Origin of the sequence: Mediterranea massiliensis, assembly GCF_900128475.1 — a bacterium.
GTDB classification, from domain to species: Bacteria; Bacteroidota; Bacteroidia; order Bacteroidales; family Bacteroidaceae; genus Bacteroides; species Bacteroides massiliensis_E.
On record NZ_LT635838.1, the window covers coordinates 292,862 to 312,280 of the forward strand.

The following is a 19,419-nucleotide window of genomic DNA, read 5'->3' on the forward strand; positions in this document are numbered from 1 at the left end:
TACAACTGAAACATACCGTTTCAGACAGCGTTAAAGCACAGAAAACTTAGATACAACCCTTTAAAGCATCTGATTATGTTCAACTCATTCGGAAACATCCTGCGCCTGACCAGCTTCGGTGAGTCGCACGGCAAAGGCATCGGCGGTGTTGTCGACGGATTTCCAGCAGGCATCACCATCGACATGGATTTTATACAGAAAGAACTGGACCGCCGCCGGCCGGGACAATCGGCCCTTACCACTCCCCGCAAAGAGGCAGACAAGGTAGAATTCCTGTCCGGCATCTTCGAAGGCAAGTCAACAGGCTGCCCCATCGGTTTCATCGTATGGAACGAGAACCAACACTCGAGCGACTACGACAACATGAAGAACGTCTACCGACCTTCACACGCCGACTATACGTATAAGACCAAATATGGCATCCGAGACTACCGGGGAGGCGGACGTGCATCGGCACGCGAGACCATCTCGCGCGTAGTGGCCGGCGCACTGGCCAAGCTGGCCCTGCGACAACTGGGCATACGCATCACGGCCTACACCTCGCAAGTGGGCCCCATCCGACTGGAAGAAAACTATACGGCCTACGACCTGGACCTGATAGAAACCAATCCCGTACGCTGTCCCGATCCCGAAAAAGCGAAAGAGATGGAGAAACTCATCACTGAGGTGAAAGCCGAAGGCGACACGATAGGCGGCGTCATCACTTGTGTCATCACCGGCTGTCCCGTCGGACTGGGACAACCGGTCTTCGGCAAGCTGCAGGCAGCACTGGCCTCCGGCATGCTGAGCATCAACGCCGCCAAGGCCTTCGAGTACGGCGACGGCTTCAAAGGACTGAAAATGAAGGGGTCGGAACAGAACGACGTGTTCTACAACAACGCCGGACGTATCACTACCCATACCAACCACTCGGGAGGTATACAGGGAGGCATCAGCAACGGACAGGACATCTACTTCCGCGTAGCCTTCAAGCCCGTAGCTACCGTACTGATGGAACAGCATACGGTGAACATCGACGGAGTGGACACCACGCTGAAAGCCCGCGGACGTCATGACCCGTGTGTGCTGCCGCGTGCCGTACCCATCGTCGAAGCCATGGCGGCACTGACCATCCTGGACTTCTACCTGATAGACAGAACGACACAACTGTAAGTAAGAAAACGTGTTAAAACAAACTTTCACCACAGATTACCCGGATTTCCACAGATTATCTGAACTGAGCGTCTAAGATATTTGTGCCAGCCTGTGCAATGTGTAGTGAAAGATAAAGCACTTTCTGAAAAGAGACAGTGTACACCTTATTAATATAATGTATAACTCTTAACTTTCCACCACCCCTGCCTGCTATGCAAGGCCGGAGGGAGAAACTATCCGAATATGATCAAGACCTACATCTCCGAAAACGAACCCCGCATGCTGGACGAACTGTTCAGCCTCATCCGCATTCCCAGTATCAGCGCCCAGCCCGAGCACCACGACGACATGCTGGCTTGTGCCGAACGCTGGCGTCAACTGCTGCTCGAAGCCGGTGCCGACGAGGCCATGGTAATGCCCTCGCAGGGCAATCCGATGCTGTTTGCCCAGAAGACGGTAAATCCAGAGGCGAAGACCGTCCTCATCTATGCCCACTACGACGTGATGCCCGCCGAACCGCTGGAACTGTGGAAGAGCGCCCCCTTCGAACCCGAAGTGCGCGACGGACGCATTTGGGCCCGCGGTGCCGATGATGACAAAGGGCAGTCGTTCATCCAGGTGAAAGCATTCGAATACCTCGTCCGGAACAACCTGCTGACACACAACGTGAAGTTCATCTTCGAAGGCGAGGAGGAAATCGGTTCACCCAGTCTGGAGGCTTTCTGCCAGGACCATCGGGATCTGCTCAAGGCCGACGTCATCCTTGTGTCGGACACCAGCATGCTGGGAGCCGATCTGCCCTCGCTGACCACCGGCCTGCGCGGACTGGCCTACTGGGAAATTGAAGTGACGGGGCCCAACCGAGACCTTCACTCGGGTCACTTCGGCGGAGCGGTGGCCAACCCCATCAACGTGCTGTGCCAAATGCTGGCCCGCGTGGTGGATGCCGACGGCCGCATCACCGTTCCCGGCTTCTACGACGATGTGGAGGAAGTGCCGCAGGCCGAACGCGACATGATAGCCCACATCCCCTTCGACGAAGAAAAGTATAAAGCCGCCATCGGAGTGAAGGAACTGTTTGGCGAGAAAGGTTACAGCACATTGGAACGCAACAGCTGCCGCCCGTCGTTCGACATCTGCGGCATTTGGGGAGGCTATACGGGCGAAGGTTCGAAGACGGTGCTGCCGTCGAAAGCCCACGCCAAAGTGTCGTGCCGCCTCGTCCCGCACCAGGACCACCACAAGATTTCACAGCTGTTTGCCGACTATATCCGGAGCATTGCCCCCGCTACAGTACAGGTAAAGGTGACGCCCATGCACGGCGGGCAAGGCTACGTCTGCCCCATCACCCTCCCCGCCTATCAGGCTGCCGAGAAGGGATTTGAGAAAGCGTTCGGACGGAAGCCGCTGGCCGTACGCCGCGGCGGAAGCATCCCCATCATCTCGACCTTCGAGCAGGTACTGGGCATCAAGACGGTGCTGATGGGATTCGGACTGGAAAGCAACGCCATCCACTCGCCCAACGAGAACATACCGCTCGACATCCTGCGCAAAGGCATCGAAGCGGTGGTAGAATTCCACTTGAATTACGACTAAACAGACAGATCAAGCATCGAACGGCTTACGGAAAGTACAACCATTGCGCCACTCGGAGCAACCGTAAGCCGTTTTTCCTTTGATAATGGTACCCTTGCCGCACAAGGGACACGGACGCCCCACCCATTCATCGGACTGCACGGTAGGAGCTGGAGCTGTTCCTGCATCGGCAGCCTCGGCCTTCTTCTTGCGGGGAGAACGTTTGCGGGGTTCCTTCTTCGGCTGGTCGGCAGAAGAAGAGGTGCTACGTGCTGCCTTGCCCGCTACGGGCGGTGTCTGTACCGTGATGTGACGGTTGCTGTTGTCCGACAAGACACTGGTCACAATCTCAGCCACCATCTGCTTCAGTTCTTCCAAGAACTGGGCGGCGTTGTAGGTGCGCCGTTCTATCTCGCGCAGCTTCTTTTCCCAGATGCCCGTCAGCTCGGCACTCTTCAACAGTTCCTCGTGAATGGTTTGAATCAGCTCCACCCCGGTGGGAGTAGCTATCAGATTTTTCTTCTCCTTGCGGATATAGTTACGCTTGAACAAAGTCTCGATAATGGCGGCACGGGTAGAAGGACGGCCGATGCCGTTTTCCTTCAGGGCATCACGCAGTTCGTCATTGTCAACCAGCTTACCGGCAGTTTCCATAGCACGGAGCAGGGTAGCTTCGGTGTAGGGGCGCGGAGGTTGCGTCCATTTCTCCACCAACTCGGGCACGTGGGGACCGCTCTCCCCTTTGACAAAGGCAGGCAGCACCCGGTCTTCATCTCCATTCTCCTTATTCGCCTCGTCAGTACCTCCTTCCTGCGCGGAAGCATTGGCCGTGAACACCACCCGCCAGCCCGGATCGAGTATCTGCCGGCCGGATGTCTTGAACTCCACTCCGTCCGCCTCGCCCAGGACAGTCGTGGTCGAGAAACGGCAGTCGGGATAGAACACGGCGATGAAGCGGCGGGCTATAAGGTCGAACACCCGTCGTTCTACATCGGTGAGGTTGACCGGGGGCTGGCCGGTTGGAATGATGGCGTGATGGTCCGTGACCTTCGAATTGTCGAACACTTTCTTCGACTTCGTCAGGGTAGTTCCCTCCAGCGGTGCGGTCCAGGTTTCATACCCCCGCAACCCCTTCAGGGTGGAAGGGCATTTGGGATAGATGTCATCGCTCAGGAAGGTAGTATCTACACGAGGATAAGTAGTAACCTTCTTCTCGTAGAGCGACTGGATAGTCTTCAGCGTGTCGTCGGCCGAGTAGGCAAACTTCTTGTTGCACTCCACCTGCAGGGAGGTCAAGTCAAACAGACGGAGCGGGGCTTCACGCCCCTCCTTCTTCGACACGGAGGTGACGGTGAACGGCGCGTCCTTGATGCGTGCTAGCAGCTCCTCGCCCCGCGCACGGTCAGTTATGGGGTCGATACCGCGGTTCTCTTCCTCCTTCTTGGGCTTCTTGCCGGCGGCCAGGGCTTCTTTCTGCTTCTCGGCTTCCAGTGCCAGCTCTTCGTCGCTCTTGCGGATGAGAGCCGAGAAAGAAGTGTCGCGGTAGACGGTATTGAGCACCCAGTACTGCTTGGGTACGAAATTCTGTATCTCCAGCTGGCGGTTCACGATGAGGGCCAACGTAGGTGTCTGTACCCGTCCGATGGAAAGTACCTGGCGGTTCTGCCCGTATTTCATGGTGTACAGGCGCGTGGCATTCATGCCCAGCAGCCAGTCGCCGATGGCACGGCTCAAGCCCGCTTCGTACAAAGGCTGGAAGTCGGCGGCATCCCGCAGGTTGGAGAATCCTTCGCGGATGGCTTCCTCGGTCAGTGAAGAAATCCACAGGCGCTTCACGGGGCACTTCGCTCCCGCCTTCTGCATCACCCACCGCTGGATGAGTTCTCCCTCCTGGCCGGCATCACCGCAGTTGATGATCATGTCGGCTTTCTGCATCAGTCCTTCGATGACGTGGAACTGACGCTCATAGGTAGGATTGCTGATGAGCTTGATGCCGAAACGGGGCGGTATCATGGGCAGGCTGCCCAGACTCCACGCCTTCCAGCTCGGGGTATATTCATGCGGTTCCTTCAGGGTACAGAGGTGGCCGAACGTCCACGTCACCTGATACCCGTTCCCTTCGATATATCCGTCTTTCTTCTCCTTCGCTCCCAGCACATCGGCAATGTCGCGTGCCACCGAAGGCTTTTCGGCAATACAAACTATCATTTCCTTCTATTATTTGACAGGCAAAGATAGTGCAAACCGAGAGAAACGCAAAGCGAAAACATCGTTTTCAGCTTTCGTTTCCAAGATGCAGCCTATCTTGCCCACAACTCACCACAGATTACACAGATTGGCACAGATTTATTTTTTCTATCCATGCCAGGCAGATAATCTGTGACAATCTGCGTAATCTGTGGTAAAAAAGCCGGTACACTCCAAGGAAGTGCTTCGTCACCCTCTGACGAAGTGCTTTGTTACCTCCTCACGAAGCACTTCATGACACCCTAAGGAAGCACTTCATGAGAGGGTCAGGAAGCACTTCGTCATTTCCGCTCTCCCCCAAAGCAGAATCCGTTAAGAAATTCTTACCTTTGTGCATCATTCAACATCAAACCGTCAAAACAATATGGAAACAATCTCTGAAAAAGAAGCCGGTTATCGCGTAAAGAGCTATGACCAGCCCGTGAAACGCTACTGCCAGACGCTGGACCTGAAAGATAACCCCGAACTGATTGCCGAATACCGCAAACGCCACAGCGAAGAACAGGCCTGGCCCGAAATCATCCAAGGCATCCGCGAGGTTGGCATCCTCGAAATGGAAATCTATATTCTGGGCAACCGCCTGTTCATGATTGTAGAGACGCCGCTCGACTTTGACTGGGATACGGCCATGAAACGCCTGGCCACCCTGCCCCGACAGGAAGAATGGGAAGCCTATATGTCCATCTTCCAGCAGGCCGACGCACATGCCTCTTCCGCAGAGAAGTGGCAGCTGATGGACCGCATGTTCCACCTGTACGAATAACGCCTGTCTGCAAGATTCCTGAACAAAAAAGAGGCTGTCTCAAAATAGAAATTCAAAAGTAATAATCTTACAGATTGAAACTTAGTAATAAAAAGCCTCCTGCTTTAGCCCTTATTTATTGCAATTATAGGACTAAAAGCAGGAGGTTTTTATGTTGTAGCTTATAAATTGTAAGTAAACTTATCTCTGTTTTTAATTTTGAGACAGCCTCTTTTCCATTCATTATCGGATGGAGATTATTCTTCGTCCAACAGGATTTCCAGAATCTGACAAGCAGCCTTGGCAACCGAAGTACCGGGGCCAAAGATAGCAGCTACGCCAGCCTTGTACAGGAAGTCATAGTCTTGCGGAGGAATGACACCACCGGCAATCACTACGATGTCTTCGCGGCCCAGCTTCTTCAACTCGGCAATGATTTGAGGAATCAAAGTCTTGTGTCCGGCAGCCAACGAAGACACGCCCACTACATGCACGTCGTTCTCGACAGCCTCGCGGGCAGCCTCGGCCGGAGTCTGGAACAACGGTCCCATATCTACGTCGAAACCGCAGTCGGCATAACCGGTTGCAACCACCTTGGCACCGCGGTCGTGACCGTCCTGACCCATCTTGGCAATCATGATACGGGGCTGACGGCCTTCCTTCTTGGCAAACTTCTCGCACAGTTCACATGCCTTGGCGAAGTCTGCATCGCTCTTACTTTCTGATGAATACACGCCTGAAATAGTTCTGATTACAGCTTTATAACGTCCTACAACTTTCTCGCAAGCATACGAGATCTCACCCAGAGTAGCGCGAACGCGGGCAGCCTCAACGGCCAGTTCCAGCAAGTTGCCCTTGCCGGTCTTCACACATTCGGTGATGGCATCCAGAGCCTTGTCTACATCGGCCTGGTTGCGTTCTGCCTTCAAGCGCTTCAGGTTCTCCAACTGCTCCTGACGAACAGCGGTATTGTCAATCTCGAGGATATCAATCGGAGCTTCTTTCTCCAGACGATACTTGTTCACGCCGACAATGGTCTGTGCGCCGCTGTCGATACGGGCCTGCGTACGTGCGGCAGCTTCTTCGATACGCATCTTGGGGATACCGGTCTCGATAGCCTTGGCCATACCGCCCAGTTTCTCGATTTCCTGGATGTGCTCCCAAGCCTTGTGGGCAATTTCGTTGGTCAGCGACTCTACATAGTAGGAACCGCCCCACGGGTCCACATTCTTGCAGATGTTGGTTTCTTCCTGAATATAGATCTGCGTATTACGGGCGATACGGGCAGAGAAGTCGGTCGGCAGGGCGATGGCCTCGTCGAGGGCGTTGGTGTGCAGAGACTGCGTATGACCCAGTGCGGCAGCCATGGCCTCGATACAGGTACGGCCCACGTTGTTGAACGGATCCTGTTCGGTCAGCGACCAGCCGGACGTCTGCGAGTGTGTACGCAGTGCCAGTGACTTCGGATTCTTCGGGTTGAACTGCTTTACAATCTTTGCCCACAGCATACGTGCGGCACGCATTTTGGCAATTTCCATGAAGTGGTTGGTTCCGATGGCCCAGAAGAAGGACAGACGCGGTGCGAAAGCGTCGATGTCCAATCCGGCACCCACACCGGCACGGAGGTATTCCAAACCGTCGGCCAGGGTATAAGCCAATTCAATGTCTGCCGTTGCACCGGCTTCCTGCATGTGGTAACCGGAGATGGAGATGGAATTGAACTTGGGCATGTTCTTGGAAGTATATTCGAAGATATCGGAAATAATCTTCATGGAGAATGCTGGCGGGTAGATATAAGTGTTGCGCACCATGAATTCCTTCAGGATATCGTTCTGGATGGTACCGGCCATTTCTTCCAGCTTGGCGCCCTGCTCCAGTCCGGCGTTGATGTAGAAGGCCATGACAGGAAGAACGGCACCGTTCATGGTCATGGACACAGACATCTTGTTCAAGGGAATGCCGTCGAAGAGCACTTTCATGTTCTCCAGCGAGCAGATGGATACACCGGCCTTGCCGACATCACCTACGACACGTTCGTTGTCGGGGTCATAACCACGGTGAGTAGCCAAGTCGAAAGCTACGGACAAACCTTTCTGACCGGAAGCCAGGTTACGACGGTAGAAAGCGTTGGACTCTTCGGCTGTGGAGAAACCGGCATACTGACGGATCGTCCACGGACGGAAGGTGTACATCATGGAATACGGGCCACGCAGGTAAGGAGGAATACCGGCTGCATAGTCGAGGTGTTCCATTCCTTCCAGGTCCTCTTTGGTATAAACAGGCTTCACATTGATATGTTCCGGCGTTTTCCAGTTGGCCTGGATGCCGTTAGCCTTCTGCCATTCAGCCCCGTTGACAGGCTTGAAGTTGGCATATATATCTACGTTCTTAAAATCTTTTCTCATCTTACTTCAAAAGTTTAGCATTGTATTCTTTCAGGGTTTCCAGCACGTTGACACGGACATGGATGAAATTCTCGATACCGGCGGCTTTCAGCTCGCCCATGCAGGCAGGAGCTCCGGCCACGATAAACATGGCACGGCCGTTCAGTGCCTTGAAGGCGGGGATAGCGTATTCGGCATATTCATCATCGCTCGAGCAGAGCACTACGATATCGGCCTTGGCAGCCATGGCTGCATCGATACCTTCCTCTACACTCGAGAAGCCCAGGTTGTCCACCACTTCGTATCCGGCGCAAGCCAGGAAGTTGCAGGAGAACTGTGCACGGGCCTGACGCATGGCCAGATTACCGATAGTCAGCATAAATGCTTTCGGACGCTTGCCGGAAGCCTCGGTCTGCAGGCGCAGAGCTTCGAATTCGCTGGCTGCACGGTCGAAGTTCAGAGTCGGAACATCCTTCTCGCACGTATCGTGGTGTCCGCCGCCACAGCAGCAAACGGCTTCCAACGGACGCTTGTCACCGGCCAGTTCCGTAAAGTTAGGATACTGGTTGGTACCCAGCAGAATTTCCTTACGCTTGGCCACAGCCTCGTGACGGGCCTTGTTGCTGGCATTCACGGCTTCCTGTACCTTGCCGGCCTTCACAGCGGCATAGAAACCGCCTTCGTCCTCAACGGCCAGGAACAAATCCCAAGCCTGCTTGGCGATGGATACCGTCAGGTTCTCGATGTAATAGGAACCGGCAGCCGGATCGATTACCTTGTCGAAGTGAGACTCTTCCTTCAGCAGCAACTGCTGGTTGCGTGCCAGGCGTTCGGAGAAGTCGTTCGGAGTCTCGTATGCCTTGTCGAACGGAACCACCGTCATGGAGTCGACACCGGCCAGAGCGGCACTCATGGCTTCGGTCTGCGTACGGAGCAGGTTCACATACGAGTCGAAGATGGTCAGGTTGAAAGAGGATGTTTCAGCATGAACCTTCATCTGGGCGGCACATTTGCAGTCGCCTTCAGCCAGATAAGAGTTCACGATGTCGGCCCACAGCATACGGCCGGCGCGGAACTTGGCGATTTCCAGGAAGTAATTGGAACTGATACCGAAATTGAACTTGATTTTCTTGGCAACCGTCGCAGCCGGAACGCCGGCTTCGGTCAGCTGATTCATATATTCGTTACCCCAAGCCAATGCATATCCCAGTTCCTGGTAGATATAGGCACCGGCATTGTTCAAAGTAAGTGCATTCACATTGATGACGCGATATTCGGGCAGAGCAGCCGTAGCGGCGATCAGCGCCTTTGCCGTATCTACCAGGCTACCTTTCTCCTTGCCCTTGGCCACCATCTTGTTCAGATAGTCGAAGTTGATGGAGCCTTGCAGCTTGTTCAGGTCGTAGCCCTTCTTCTGGAAGTATTCCACCAACAGATTGGCAAGTTCCACTACATGTCCCTGGCAAGTGGAGAAATTCAGTTCCACACACTCGGCACAGATACCGTCAAGCAGAGTCTCCAGATAAGCAGCATTCAGTTCCTTGGCCTTCACGTGGAACGACAGAGAATCGATGCCCTTGTTCAGGATATCCAAAGCCTTGGCATTGGCTTCCTTCACGTCGTCCACCCGAATTTCCTGGCGAACCAGCCACTCGTTGTTGTCCTTCTTGTTACCTCTCAGATAAGGGAATTCGCCGGGAAGTGCGTCAGTCGTCTTCAGTCCTTCCAGATCTTCCTTACGGTAGAAAGGTTTCACTTTGAATCCTTCGTTTGTTCTCCAAACGAGTTTCTTCTCAAAATCAGCGCCTTTCAGGTCGGCTGTTATTTTCTCCATCCACTGTTCGGTGGTTACGGGAGAAAAGTCCGAGAAGAGTTTTTCTTTACTGTCTGCCATAGTTTATTTAAAAATTAATATGATGAATACAATTCATTTTGTCGTCAATAGACATGCAAATATAGTCAAATCAAATGAAAGACCATGTTTTTTAGCGAAATTTCGCACGTCACGTTGACCAAGTGTCAACTCGACATGCCAAAATGGAAAAACCAAGAAAAAACTTTGGCGATAATTGCATTATTAAGTAATTTTGCGGCTTGTATTTTATATTAATAGATGTAAGAATAAAAATACTATGAATTGGTTAGAAAGCTTGTTGTGGGATCCGGCATCGGTAGCCCACATCGTCTGCCTGTATGCCTTTGTGATATCATTGGGCGTATTATTGGGCAAGATCAAGTTCTTCGGAGTGTCCTTGGGAGTCACGTTCGTGCTCTTCACCGGCATTCTGATGGGACATTTCGGATTTACAGGAGAAATCCATATCCTGCATTTCCTGCGCGAATTCGGCCTTATCCTGTTTGTATTCTGCATAGGTCTGCAGGTGGGTCCTTCTTTCTTTTCGTCCTTCAAGAAGGGTGGCATGACACTGAATCTGCTGGCAGTAGGCATCGTCCTGCTGAACATCGTGGTGACACTGGCCATCTATTTCCTGGCCAACGGACGCGTGGAGTTGCCGATGATGATCGGTATCCTGTACGGTGCAGTGACGAACACTCCCGGTCTGGGTGCCGCACAAGAGGCACTGAACCAGCTGAACTACACGGGTGAGCCCATTGCCTTGGGTTATGCCTGCGCTTATCCGCTCGGTGTAGTGGGCATCATCGGTTCCATCATCGCCATCCGTTACATCTTCCGCATCTCCTTCGCTAAAGAAGAAGAACAAATCAAGACACAAGATGCCGACACCAAGCACAAGCCGCACAACATGCATCTGGAAGTACGCAACGAATCCATCAACGGGAAGACCTTGATGCAAGTGAAGGATTTTCTGGGACGTCCGTTTGTCTGCTCCCGTATGCGCCACGAAGGACACGTCAGCATTCCCAACCATGAAACGGTATTCCACACAGGCGACCAGTTGTTCATCGTCTGCTCGGAAGAGGATGCCGAAGCCATTACGGCCTTTATCGGCAAGGAAATCCAGGTAGACTGGGAAAAGCAAGACATGCCGATGGTTTCCAGACGTATTCTGGTCACCAAATCGGAAGTCAACGGCAAAAAGCTGGGCAGCATGCACTTCCGCAGCATGTATGGTGTAAACGTGACCCGCGTCAACCGTTCGGGTATGGACCTGTTTGCCGACCCCAACCTGATTCTCCAGGTGGGAGACCGCGTCATGGTCGTAGGACAGCAGGATGCGGTAGAACGCGTGGCAGGTGTATTGGGCAACCAACTGAAACGACTCGATACTCCCAATATCGTGACCATCTTTGTGGGTATCTTCCTCGGCATCGTTTTGGGAAGCCTTCCCATCGCTTTCCCGGGCATGCCTACACCAGTCAAGCTGGGTCTGGCCGGCGGTCCGCTGGTAGTAGCCATCCTCATCGGCCGTTTCGGACACAAACTGAAACTGGTGACATACACCACCATGAGCGCCAACCTGATGCTGCGTGAAATCGGCATCGTCCTCTTCCTGGCCAGTGTGGGCATCGAAGCGGGCGAACATTTCGTACAGACCGTGGTTCATGGCGACGGCCTGCTGTACGTGGGCTACGGCTTCCTTATCACCGTCATCCCCCTGCTGATTATCGGCATTGTGGCACGTCTGTACTACAAAGTCAACTATTTCACCCTGATGGGTCTGATTGCCGGTAGTACCACCGACCCGCCCGCATTGGCTTATGCCAACCAGGTATCAGGCAACGACGCACCTTCCGTAGGCTACTCTACCGTCTACCCGTTGTCCATGTTCCTGCGCATCATCGCCGGTCAAATGATTCTGCTGGCCATGCTATAGCCAAGAAACGACATCCCTATAACATCAGGCGCGGATTACAGGAAATTTTCCTATAACCCGCGCCTGATTGTATTATCCCCACTCCGGGTATCACCGTCTTGTCAGCGGACGGTAATCTCCAGATTCAGTTTCTTGCGGACAAACTCTTCGACATAATTCACCGTACCGGCAATGCCCAGCACCGACGAATCGACGCAGAGATGATACGTGGCTGCCGCTCCCCACGTCTTATTGCTGTAATAGTTGTAATATTCCGAACGTTTCTTGTCGGCCTTAGCCATCATTTCCTCCGCTTCCTCTTCCGAGAAACCATGAATGCGGCACAGGCGGGCTGCCCGATCTTCGGGCGTGGAAGAAATGAATATATTGGCACAACGCGGATGGTCGCGCAAGATATAGTCGGCACAACGCCCCACAAAAAGACAAGACTTCTCGTGCGCCAGCCGACGGATCACATCGCTCTGCACCTTGAACAAGGAGTCGTTGCTCAAACAGTTGTTGGTAGGAATGGTACCGTCGCCAATAAACGGGAAACGCATGCCGAACAAACCGCCCATAATGCCCTGTGACGGACGTTCGTCAGCTTTCTCAAAGAACTCCCGGCACAAGCCGCTTTCTTCGGAAGCCAGCTGTATCAACTCTTTGTCATAAAAAGAAATGTTCAGCCGCTGGGCCAGACGTTCACCGATTTCACGTCCGCCACTACCCAACTGACGGCCGATATTCACTACAAAATGCTCCATAAACCTTTATTCTTAATTCATGTTTGTCGCAGGCAAATATAAAAAATCCTGCGTAAAAGAACGAATGCAAAAGAAAAAATGTTTCTCCCCAATTACAACCATCAATCAGACACAGGTTCTTGGGAAGCCTTGTGGAACTTCCTAAACTGCATCATCAGCATCAGTGCCGCAACCAGGCTGGCCAGCAAATCGGAAACCGGCATGCTGACCCATACACCCAGCTCCCCAAAGAAATGGGGCAGAATGAGCAAGCAGGGCAACAAAATCAACAACTGACGCGAAAGTGACAGAAAGATGGCCTTTCCAGCCATGCCGATGCTCTGAAAGAAATTGGCAGTCACCATCTGGAAACCTATAATAGGGAAAAACAGGATGATGATACGCAAGCCACGGGCAGAAATATCTATCAGCTCAGTATCGGAGGTAAAGATACTCACAACCAGCCTGGGAAATGCCATTCCTATGGCAAACCCCACCGTGGTGACAACAGTAGCATAAACAATAGTCATTTTCAAGACCTTGGTTACACGGGAATACTGCTGTGCACCATAATTATATCCGGCAATGGGCTGCATGCCCTGGTTCAACCCCATCACAATCATGACCACAATATACACCAAACGGTTCACAATCCCAAAGGCTCCGATGGCCAAATCCCCACCATAACGTTTCAACCCCTGGTTAATCAGAATAACAATGAAACAGGCGGCTATATTCATCAGGAACGGTGACATACCGATTGCCAAGGAATCGAATACAATCTTCCGCTTCAGCCGGAAGATACCCCGATGGAAATGCAACAGCTCGTCACGGTTGCTGAACAGCTTCAACTGCCAGACCAAGGCTATGATCTGGGCCAATATCGTAGCAATGGCGGCACCCCGTATTCCCCACCCGAATCCATATATGAACACCGGGTCGAGAATGGTGTTGATAATCACCGTAGCCACCGTCGCATACATGGCTTTCTGGGGATGGCCGGCCGAACGCAAGACAGAATTCAACCCAAGATAGAGATGGGTGACGGCATTGCCTATAAGGATAATCTCCATGTAGTCGCGTGCGTATGGCACAGTCGCATCACTGCCCCCAAAGAAATAGAGAATTGGATCAAGAAAAGGCATTACGACCAACGTAAAGGCCACACCCAGCAGAATGTTCAACACCAGTACATTGCCCAACACACGTTGGGCCGTATCATAATCCTTCTGTCCCAGCTTGACCGACACCAGAGTAGCAGCTCCGACACCAACCAACGAACCGAAAGCCGCCGCCAGGTTCATCAACGGGAAGGTCAACGCCAGACCGGAGATAGCCAGCGGCCCCACACCGTGACCGATAAAGATGCTGTCCACCATATTATACAGAGACGAGGCCGTCATCGCAATAATTGCGGGAACGGCATACTGCATCAGCAGCTTTCCAATGTTTTCTGTGCCCAACGCTGTGGGAGTCTTCAATCCTGCCATATCTTCCAACGAATTGTTTCTACGACTGCAAAGGTAGACAATTTCAGGCAGAACCGACACATCTTTTCACACCTCTTAAAACAAGTTGAAAGATATTCTCCGACCTCTCCATTATTCTGAACAAACCCATGGAAATCCATATAGAATTGTCCTCTCTTTTCATAAGATAAGTCGCAACTCGGAATCGACAGCTGAAAACTATGTTTTCGCTTTGCGCTTCTCTCGGTTTGCACTATCTTTGCGCATCGATTGCACACCCACATACACATGCTTATGGACGAACGAACCATCAAAGAACAACATGAAGGCATCATCCACCTGCTGGAAGACCGACGGCTGAAAGAAGCACAAACCCAACTGGCCGCCCTGCTGGAAACATGCGCCGACTGGTCCCTGCACAACAGGCTGGAACAAGCGCAGACATCGTACCACTACATGCTCCAATACATGAAGCAAGGCACAGACGATCCTCAGCGCCACAAGCTTTACCTCCAACTGCTGGCTGAAACATGGACCATCGCCGACCAGGCCCAACTGGTCCTGCTGGATGATATCGCTACCTCCGGCTTCTATCAGTATCTTCACCACAAAAGCCGCCAGACAGGCAACCGACTGGAAGAATGGCTGCATACTCTGGAAACTTTTCAGGACGACGTAGCCGTATGCCGCCTGATGGCCGACAGTAACAACAACCTGTCCCAACTGCTGAAACGTCACGAAGACACCAACCGGAACCTGTTCCAAGCCGTGTGGGGAAACAGCGAATGGAGTGCGGAAGAAAACGCCCAGACCCAAGCGTTCCTGAACTCAGAGCTCCTGCGATCCATTGACCTGGGGCTACTCGTGAGCGCCGTCACCATGAGCCTACAAGCCTGCTTTGACATCCGCAAATGCCTGTGGCTGCTCGATGCCTGTGGACATGCGGAAGCCATCGTCGCACAACGGGCTCTGACCGGACTCCTGCTGACCCTGAACACATATCCCGAACGCAGCCAGCTCTACCCCGAACTGGCGGTACGCCTGAGCCTGCTCGACGAAAACGGGCAACTGGGCAAGGACTTGAACCGCATCGGCCTGCAACTGCTGCAAAGCCAGGAAACGGAAAAAATAGACAAAAAGATGCGGGAAGAAATCATTCCTGAAATGATCAAGAATGTCAGCAAAATCAAAGGCATGAAGCTGGGGCTGGAAGAAACGGCCGACGAGAACGACCGTAATCCAGACTGGGAACAGGCCTTCGAGAAATCGGGACTTGGAGACAAGATTCGTGAAATGAACGAGCTACAGATGGAAGGAGCCGACATCTACATGAGCACCTTTGCCCAACTGAAGTCGGGTCCGTTCTTCGGGCAGCTGCACAACTGGTTCTATCCGTTCGACCAGCTTCACTCCAGTGTAGCCAACCTGTTCGGTCCTTCTACATCAGGCGACAACGTTGTGCTGAACATGGTTTTGCAATCGGGCTTCTTCTGCAACAGCGACAAGTATTCGCTCTGCTTCACCATGGCTCAGCTGCCGCAGTCGCAGCGCAACCTCATGCTGCACCAGCTCACACCGCAGGAACTGAACGACATGATGGACAACGAGCAGGCCAAGACGCTGAAACAATATTCCGAACGTCCCGAAGTCATCAGTAACCAGTACATCCACGACCTGTACCGTTTCTTCAAGCTCTGCTACCGGCGCCGCGAGTTCCGCGATCCCTTCCAGACTCCTTTTACCTTCCATCGCATCCCCCTTCTGAAAGGCATCTTGGACAAGCCGGAGCTGCTGAAGTCCGTTGCCGACTTCCATTTCCGCAAAGAGCATTATCCCGAAGTGCTCGACCTCTATCAGCGGTTGGAAACGACCTATGAAACCGATGCCGACCTCCTCCAAAAGTCCGGATACTGCCTGCAAAAGGAAAGAAGATATGCCGAAGCCGTACAGGCGTACAGGAAAGCCGACATTCTGAAACCCGACCATGTGTGGACCATCCGCCACCTGGCCACATGCTACCGGCAGATGCACGACTTCGGCTCAGCACTGGAATATTACCGGAAAGCCGAAAACATACAGCCCGAAAACGCCAACATCCTGTTCTTTGCCGGAAGCTGCCACGCCGAACTGGAGGAATACAAGGAAGCCCTGCAATATTTCTTCAAGATGGATTTCCTGGACAGCCACTCCCTCAAGGCATGGAGAGGGATAGCCTGGTGCTCCTTTATGAGCAGGAAGTATGGACAAGCCGAAAAATATTACCAGAAATTGCTACAGGACGAACAGGCGCTACCGACCGACTGGCTCAACGCCGGACACGTAGCTTGGGCGCAAGGACAACTGGAGACAGCTGCCACACGCTACGGGAAAGCCATCACGCTTTGCGGCAGCAAGACTCAATTTCTGGAACTGTTCGACAAGGACCGCGACATCCTCGTACAACATGGCATCCGCGAAGAAGACATACCGCTGATGCTGGATATCGCAGGTTGAACACTCCCTCCAACACAAAAAGAAACAGGCCGGAAACCACGATTGGGTTTCCGACCTGCCGCTTCAGACAAATTACTTAACGGACAATAGAGGTCACTTGATTTCCTCACCCTTGTCGGTGAAAAGAACAGCCGATTCAGTGCCGTCTTCCGACTCCAGCGTCAGCTTATAAATCCACGTTCCCGACTCTTCATCCTGACGTACAGCAGCGCCTTTCAACGTCTGGTTAGGATAAGCCTTGGCTATTGCATCAGCTACTGCTTGAGGAACTTCCTCCAACTTGATGGTAACAAAATCGTCCATTACCTGAACGGTTTTCACTTCCTGGATATTGACTGTCGCTGCAAATGCTGCAGTTCCCAAACTCATTGCCATCACTGCTACAAAAAACAATTTCTTCATAACCTTAAAATTTAAATAGTTAAAACTCTAATTGAATAGAATAGTTGATCAAGCTATCTGCCTAACTAAGGGCAAACCGAATGCCAAAAACAATCCGAACCCATAAGAGCCTATCAAGCAAGAATTTAAGAAATCTACTTCGGCAAAAGCCTGATGACAATGGGGAATTATGCCACAAAAACTGCGGAAAAGCTCCTGCAAAAGTCACGTAAAATCTACAGCAGTATATATAAAATTAAACTCTCGAAAGACTATGCAACCTTCATCCGTGCCAATATCCTTGGAAAGAAGAAAGCGAAAATCGTGGTACAGCAGATGGCAGCCACGGCATCAGAGATTCCTTCAGCAGCAAAGACGCCCATCACACCCATCCACCGAGGCAGCAACAGGGCCAGCGGAACCAGCAGAATGACCTTGCGGAGCAGGGCGATGAAGATGGACACCTTGGCCTGCCCCAAAGCGACAAACATGTTCTGGCAGGCACGTTGCAGGCCGAAGATGGTCATACCGGCCAAAAAGACCGGCATCGTGTGTCCAACGGTCTCCGTCAGACGTACGTCGTCTGTAAAGATGGCCGATACCACAGAAGGAAAGAGTATCATCAGCAATACCAGCAGAAAATTGAAAAGGAACATCACCGTCACCACTATCTTGAAGCACTCCTTCACCCGCTCACGGTTACCATGACCGTAATTGTAACTGGCTACGGGAACAAACCCTTGAGCAAAGCCCGTCAGCGGCACGCTGACACAGAGCATGGCTGCCTGCATCACCGCCAGCGCACTGACGTAGATGTCGCCGTAGCGTTCCAGACTGCCGTTCAGCACAAAGCCCACCAGACTTTCGGTGCTGGCCATGATGAAGGGCGAAAGGCCCAAAGCCAACGTAGCCCCCACGATGCGACGGTCCAGCCGCAGATACTTGCGCTCGAGCTGCAACGAGGCCCGTCGGGAAGTGAGGAACACCAGTACCCACACGGCACTGCACGCCTGCGACAGGATGGTGGCCAACGCCGCCCCTTTCACCCCCATACCGAAGGTGAAGATAAAAAGAGGGTCGAGCACAATGTTGAGCACCGCCCCGATGATGACCGAACACATGGCCACGCCTGGACGCCCCTGGCAGTTGATGAACGTATTGAGTCCCACGGCCACCTCGACAAAGAGCGTACCCAGCAGGTAGACGGAAAGACAGTCTACCGCATGGGGCAGCGTATGGGACGAAGCGCCGATGGAAGTCAGGATAGGTTTCATGAACAGATAGGAAACAGCCGAAGTGACTACCGCAAAGAGCACCAGCAGCACAAAGCCGTTGCCCAGTATCTTCCCCGCCCGCTCGCGGTGTCCCTGCCCCAGGGCGATGGCAGCCAGTGGAGCGCCGCCCCCAGCCACGATGGCCGAAAAGGCAGAAATGAGGATGATGACCGAACTCGTCACGCCCACCCCTGCCAGCGCATCGGTACCGATGCCGGGGATGTGGCCGATATAGACACGGTCGACCAAGGTATAGAGCAGGTTGACCAACTGGGCCGCCACCGCCGGAAGAGCCATGCGGAAGACCAGCGGCAACATGCGGTCGGTACCCAGACGTTCTTCGTACTGTGTATTTGGCATCACTCTACAGACTTCAGTTCACGATACAACCGCTGCACGGGCAGGCCCATGATGTTGAAATAGCTGCCCGAAATATACTCCACGCCGACGAAGCCGATCCACTCCTGTACGCCGTAGGCCCCAGCCTTGTCCATCGGCCGGTAATGATCCACGTACCAAGCGATTTCTTCTTCCGTCAGCTGTGCGAAGCGCACCTCAGTCTGGGCCGCGAAGCTGCGCTGCCACTTCGTGGTAGTGATACATACGCCGGTAAACACCTCGTGCGTGTGGCCCGACAGGTCGCGGAGCATCTGCAAGGCATCTTCACGGTCACGGGGCTTCCCCAGCACCCTGCCGTCCAGCCACACGATGGTGTCGGCCGTTATCATCAACTCGTCGGCCTGCATCAGATCACGATAGGCGGCCGCCTTCTCGCGGGAGATGTACAGGGGAATGTCGCCGCCCTGAAGCGTATCGGGATAGGATTCGTCGACATCGGGCAGGGTGCGCACCTCGTAGTCGATGCCCAAGCCCGAAAGCAGTTCCTTGCGGCGGGGCGAATTGCTCGCCAGTATCACTTTGTATTTCTTCAGATTGTCCAGCATAAGTAATAAATATAGGAGTTAAGGAAGTTAGTGAAGTGAAAGAAGCCGTAGGCTGACGCCTCGGCTTCCTATTCCATTTTACCAGCCGAAAGCCTTCTCGTCGGCCAGCCAGAGGCCCTGTACTTTGAGCACCTGCTCCACCACGTCACGCCCCACGCCATAACCGCCATCGGCATACGAGATGTAGCGGGCCCCGCCCCTCACCTCACGGAAGACGCAACCAGGACAGGCAGTCTCTTTTACACTTCTAGTTGGGA

The 19,419-nt window shown here is 53.1% G+C and carries 13 protein-coding genes and 1 pseudogene; 5 read left to right on the forward strand and 9 right to left on the reverse strand.

The window, feature by feature from the left end; all coding sequences use genetic code 11:
* The first annotated feature begins 75 nt into the window (after positions 1-75).
* Together aroC and BQ7483_RS11245 are read left to right on the forward strand one after the other, a co-directional pair.
* Positions 76-1,152: a chorismate synthase gene (gene aroC / locus BQ7483_RS11240; RefSeq protein WP_072545954.1), complete on the forward strand. Its 1,077-nt coding sequence runs from the start codon at positions 76-78 to the stop codon at positions 1,150-1,152.
* Between the two features lie 225 nt (positions 1,153-1,377).
* Positions 1,378-2,730, forward strand: a complete 1,353-nt coding sequence (locus BQ7483_RS11245) for a dipeptidase (RefSeq protein WP_072545955.1) — start codon at positions 1,378-1,380, stop codon at positions 2,728-2,730.
* A gap of 9 nt (positions 2,731-2,739) precedes the next feature.
* On the opposite strand, the gene BQ7483_RS11250 is transcribed toward BQ7483_RS11245, so the two are convergent.
* Positions 2,740-4,917, reverse strand: coding sequence for a DNA topoisomerase 3 (locus tag BQ7483_RS11250; RefSeq protein WP_072545956.1), 2,178 nt, complete (start codon positions 4,915-4,917; stop codon positions 2,740-2,742).
* Positions 4,918-5,320: 403 nt separating this feature from the next.
* Here BQ7483_RS11250 and BQ7483_RS11255 point away from each other — a divergent pair, with 403 nt between their 5' ends.
* Positions 5,321-5,719 (forward strand): L-rhamnose mutarotase, encoded by a 399-nt coding sequence (locus BQ7483_RS11255; protein WP_072545957.1) that lies wholly within the window; start codon positions 5,321-5,323, stop codon positions 5,717-5,719.
* Between the two features lie 236 nt (positions 5,720-5,955).
* Here the strand turns inward: BQ7483_RS11255 and scpA are convergent, their stop codons facing one another.
* The gene (gene scpA / locus BQ7483_RS11260) at positions 5,956-8,103 is read right to left on the reverse strand and encodes a methylmalonyl-CoA mutase (protein WP_072545958.1); all 2,148 of its coding nucleotides are present in this window, start codon (positions 8,101-8,103) and stop codon (positions 5,956-5,958) included.
* Position 8,104: 1 nt separating this feature from the next.
* Positions 8,105-9,976 carry a methylmalonyl-CoA mutase small subunit gene (gene mutA / locus BQ7483_RS11265; RefSeq protein WP_072545959.1) on the reverse strand — a complete coding sequence of 624 codons (1,872 nt, stop codon included), beginning with the start codon at positions 9,974-9,976 and terminating at the stop codon, positions 8,105-8,107.
* Positions 9,977-10,214: 238 nt separating this feature from the next.
* On the opposite strand from mutA, the gene BQ7483_RS11270 reads away from it, so the two are divergent.
* A complete protein-coding gene (locus BQ7483_RS11270) occupies positions 10,215-11,879 on the forward strand; it encodes a putative transporter (protein ID WP_022021447.1) in 1,665 nt (554 codons plus the stop codon).
* A 101-nt stretch (positions 11,880-11,980) separates the two neighbouring features.
* On the opposite strand, the gene BQ7483_RS11275 is transcribed toward BQ7483_RS11270, so the two are convergent.
* Both BQ7483_RS11275 and BQ7483_RS11280 read right to left on the reverse strand, forming a co-directional pair.
* Entirely contained in the window at positions 11,981-12,622 is a 642-nt protein-coding gene (locus BQ7483_RS11275; RefSeq protein ID WP_072545960.1) for a cytidylate kinase-like family protein, read from the reverse strand.
* Between the two features lie 101 nt (positions 12,623-12,723).
* Positions 12,724-14,091, reverse strand: a complete 1,368-nt coding sequence (locus BQ7483_RS11280; RefSeq protein ID WP_072546238.1) for an MATE family efflux transporter — start codon at positions 14,089-14,091, stop codon at positions 12,724-12,726.
* Positions 14,092-14,364: 273 nt separating this feature from the next.
* Between BQ7483_RS11280 and BQ7483_RS11285 the strand changes: the two genes are divergently transcribed.
* Positions 14,365-16,563, forward strand: a complete 2,199-nt coding sequence (locus BQ7483_RS11285; RefSeq protein ID WP_072545961.1) for a tetratricopeptide repeat protein — start codon at positions 14,365-14,367, stop codon at positions 16,561-16,563.
* Positions 16,564-16,656: 93 nt separating this feature from the next.
* Here the strand turns inward: BQ7483_RS11285 and BQ7483_RS11290 are convergent, their stop codons facing one another.
* The 4 genes and pseudogenes from BQ7483_RS11290 to BQ7483_RS17555 form a co-directional block, all read right to left on the reverse strand.
* Positions 16,657-16,965, reverse strand: coding sequence for a hypothetical protein (locus BQ7483_RS11290; protein ID WP_022021443.1), 309 nt, complete (start codon positions 16,963-16,965; stop codon positions 16,657-16,659).
* 251 nt (positions 16,966-17,216) lie between these two features.
* Positions 17,217-18,578, reverse strand: coding sequence for an MATE family efflux transporter (locus tag BQ7483_RS11295; protein ID WP_072545962.1), 1,362 nt, complete (start codon positions 18,576-18,578; stop codon positions 17,217-17,219).
* Positions 18,578-19,162 (reverse strand): Maf-like protein, encoded by a 585-nt coding sequence (locus BQ7483_RS11300; protein WP_022021441.1) that lies wholly within the window; start codon positions 19,160-19,162, stop codon positions 18,578-18,580. Before BQ7483_RS11300 ends, BQ7483_RS11295 begins: the two co-directional genes overlap by 1 nt.
* A gap of 78 nt (positions 19,163-19,240) precedes the next feature.
* Positions 19,241-19,419, reverse strand: a pseudogene (locus tag BQ7483_RS17555) (3-deoxy-D-manno-octulosonate 8-phosphate phosphatase); the annotation flags it as partial.

Bases quoted from the DNA above. Each gene is read 5' to 3' on its own strand.
- scpA (WP_072545958.1), bottom strand. From the start codon at position 8,103: ATGAGAAAAGATTTTAAGAACGTAGATATATATGCCAACTTCAAGCCT.
- BQ7483_RS11270 (WP_022021447.1), top strand. From the start codon at position 10,215: ATGAATTGGTTAGAAAGCTTGTTGTGGGATCCGGCATCGGTAGCCCAC.
- BQ7483_RS11295 (WP_072545962.1), bottom strand. From the start codon at position 18,578: ATGCCAAATACACAGTACGAAGAACGTCTGGGTACCGACCGCATGTTG.
- BQ7483_RS11275 (WP_072545960.1), bottom strand. From the start codon at position 12,622: ATGGAGCATTTTGTAGTGAATATCGGCCGTCAGTTGGGTAGTGGCGGA.
- BQ7483_RS11255 (WP_072545957.1), top strand. From the start codon at position 5,321: ATGGAAACAATCTCTGAAAAAGAAGCCGGTTATCGCGTAAAGAGCTAT.
- BQ7483_RS11300 (WP_022021441.1), bottom strand. From the start codon at position 19,162: ATGCTGGACAATCTGAAGAAATACAAAGTGATACTGGCGAGCAATTCG.
- BQ7483_RS11245 (WP_072545955.1), top strand. From the start codon at position 1,378: ATGATCAAGACCTACATCTCCGAAAACGAACCCCGCATGCTGGACGAA.
- aroC (WP_072545954.1), top strand. From the start codon at position 76: ATGTTCAACTCATTCGGAAACATCCTGCGCCTGACCAGCTTCGGTGAG.
- BQ7483_RS11290 (WP_022021443.1), bottom strand. From the start codon at position 16,965: ATGAAGAAATTGTTTTTTGTAGCAGTGATGGCAATGAGTTTGGGAACT.
- BQ7483_RS11285 (WP_072545961.1), top strand. From the start codon at position 14,365: ATGGACGAACGAACCATCAAAGAACAACATGAAGGCATCATCCACCTG.
- BQ7483_RS11250 (WP_072545956.1), bottom strand. From the start codon at position 4,917: ATGATAGTTTGTATTGCCGAAAAGCCTTCGGTGGCACGCGACATTGCC.
- mutA (WP_072545959.1), bottom strand. From the start codon at position 9,976: ATGGCAGACAGTAAAGAAAAACTCTTCTCGGACTTTTCTCCCGTAACC.
- BQ7483_RS11280 (WP_072546238.1), bottom strand. From the start codon at position 14,091: ATGGCAGGATTGAAGACTCCCACAGCGTTGGGCACAGAAAACATTGGA.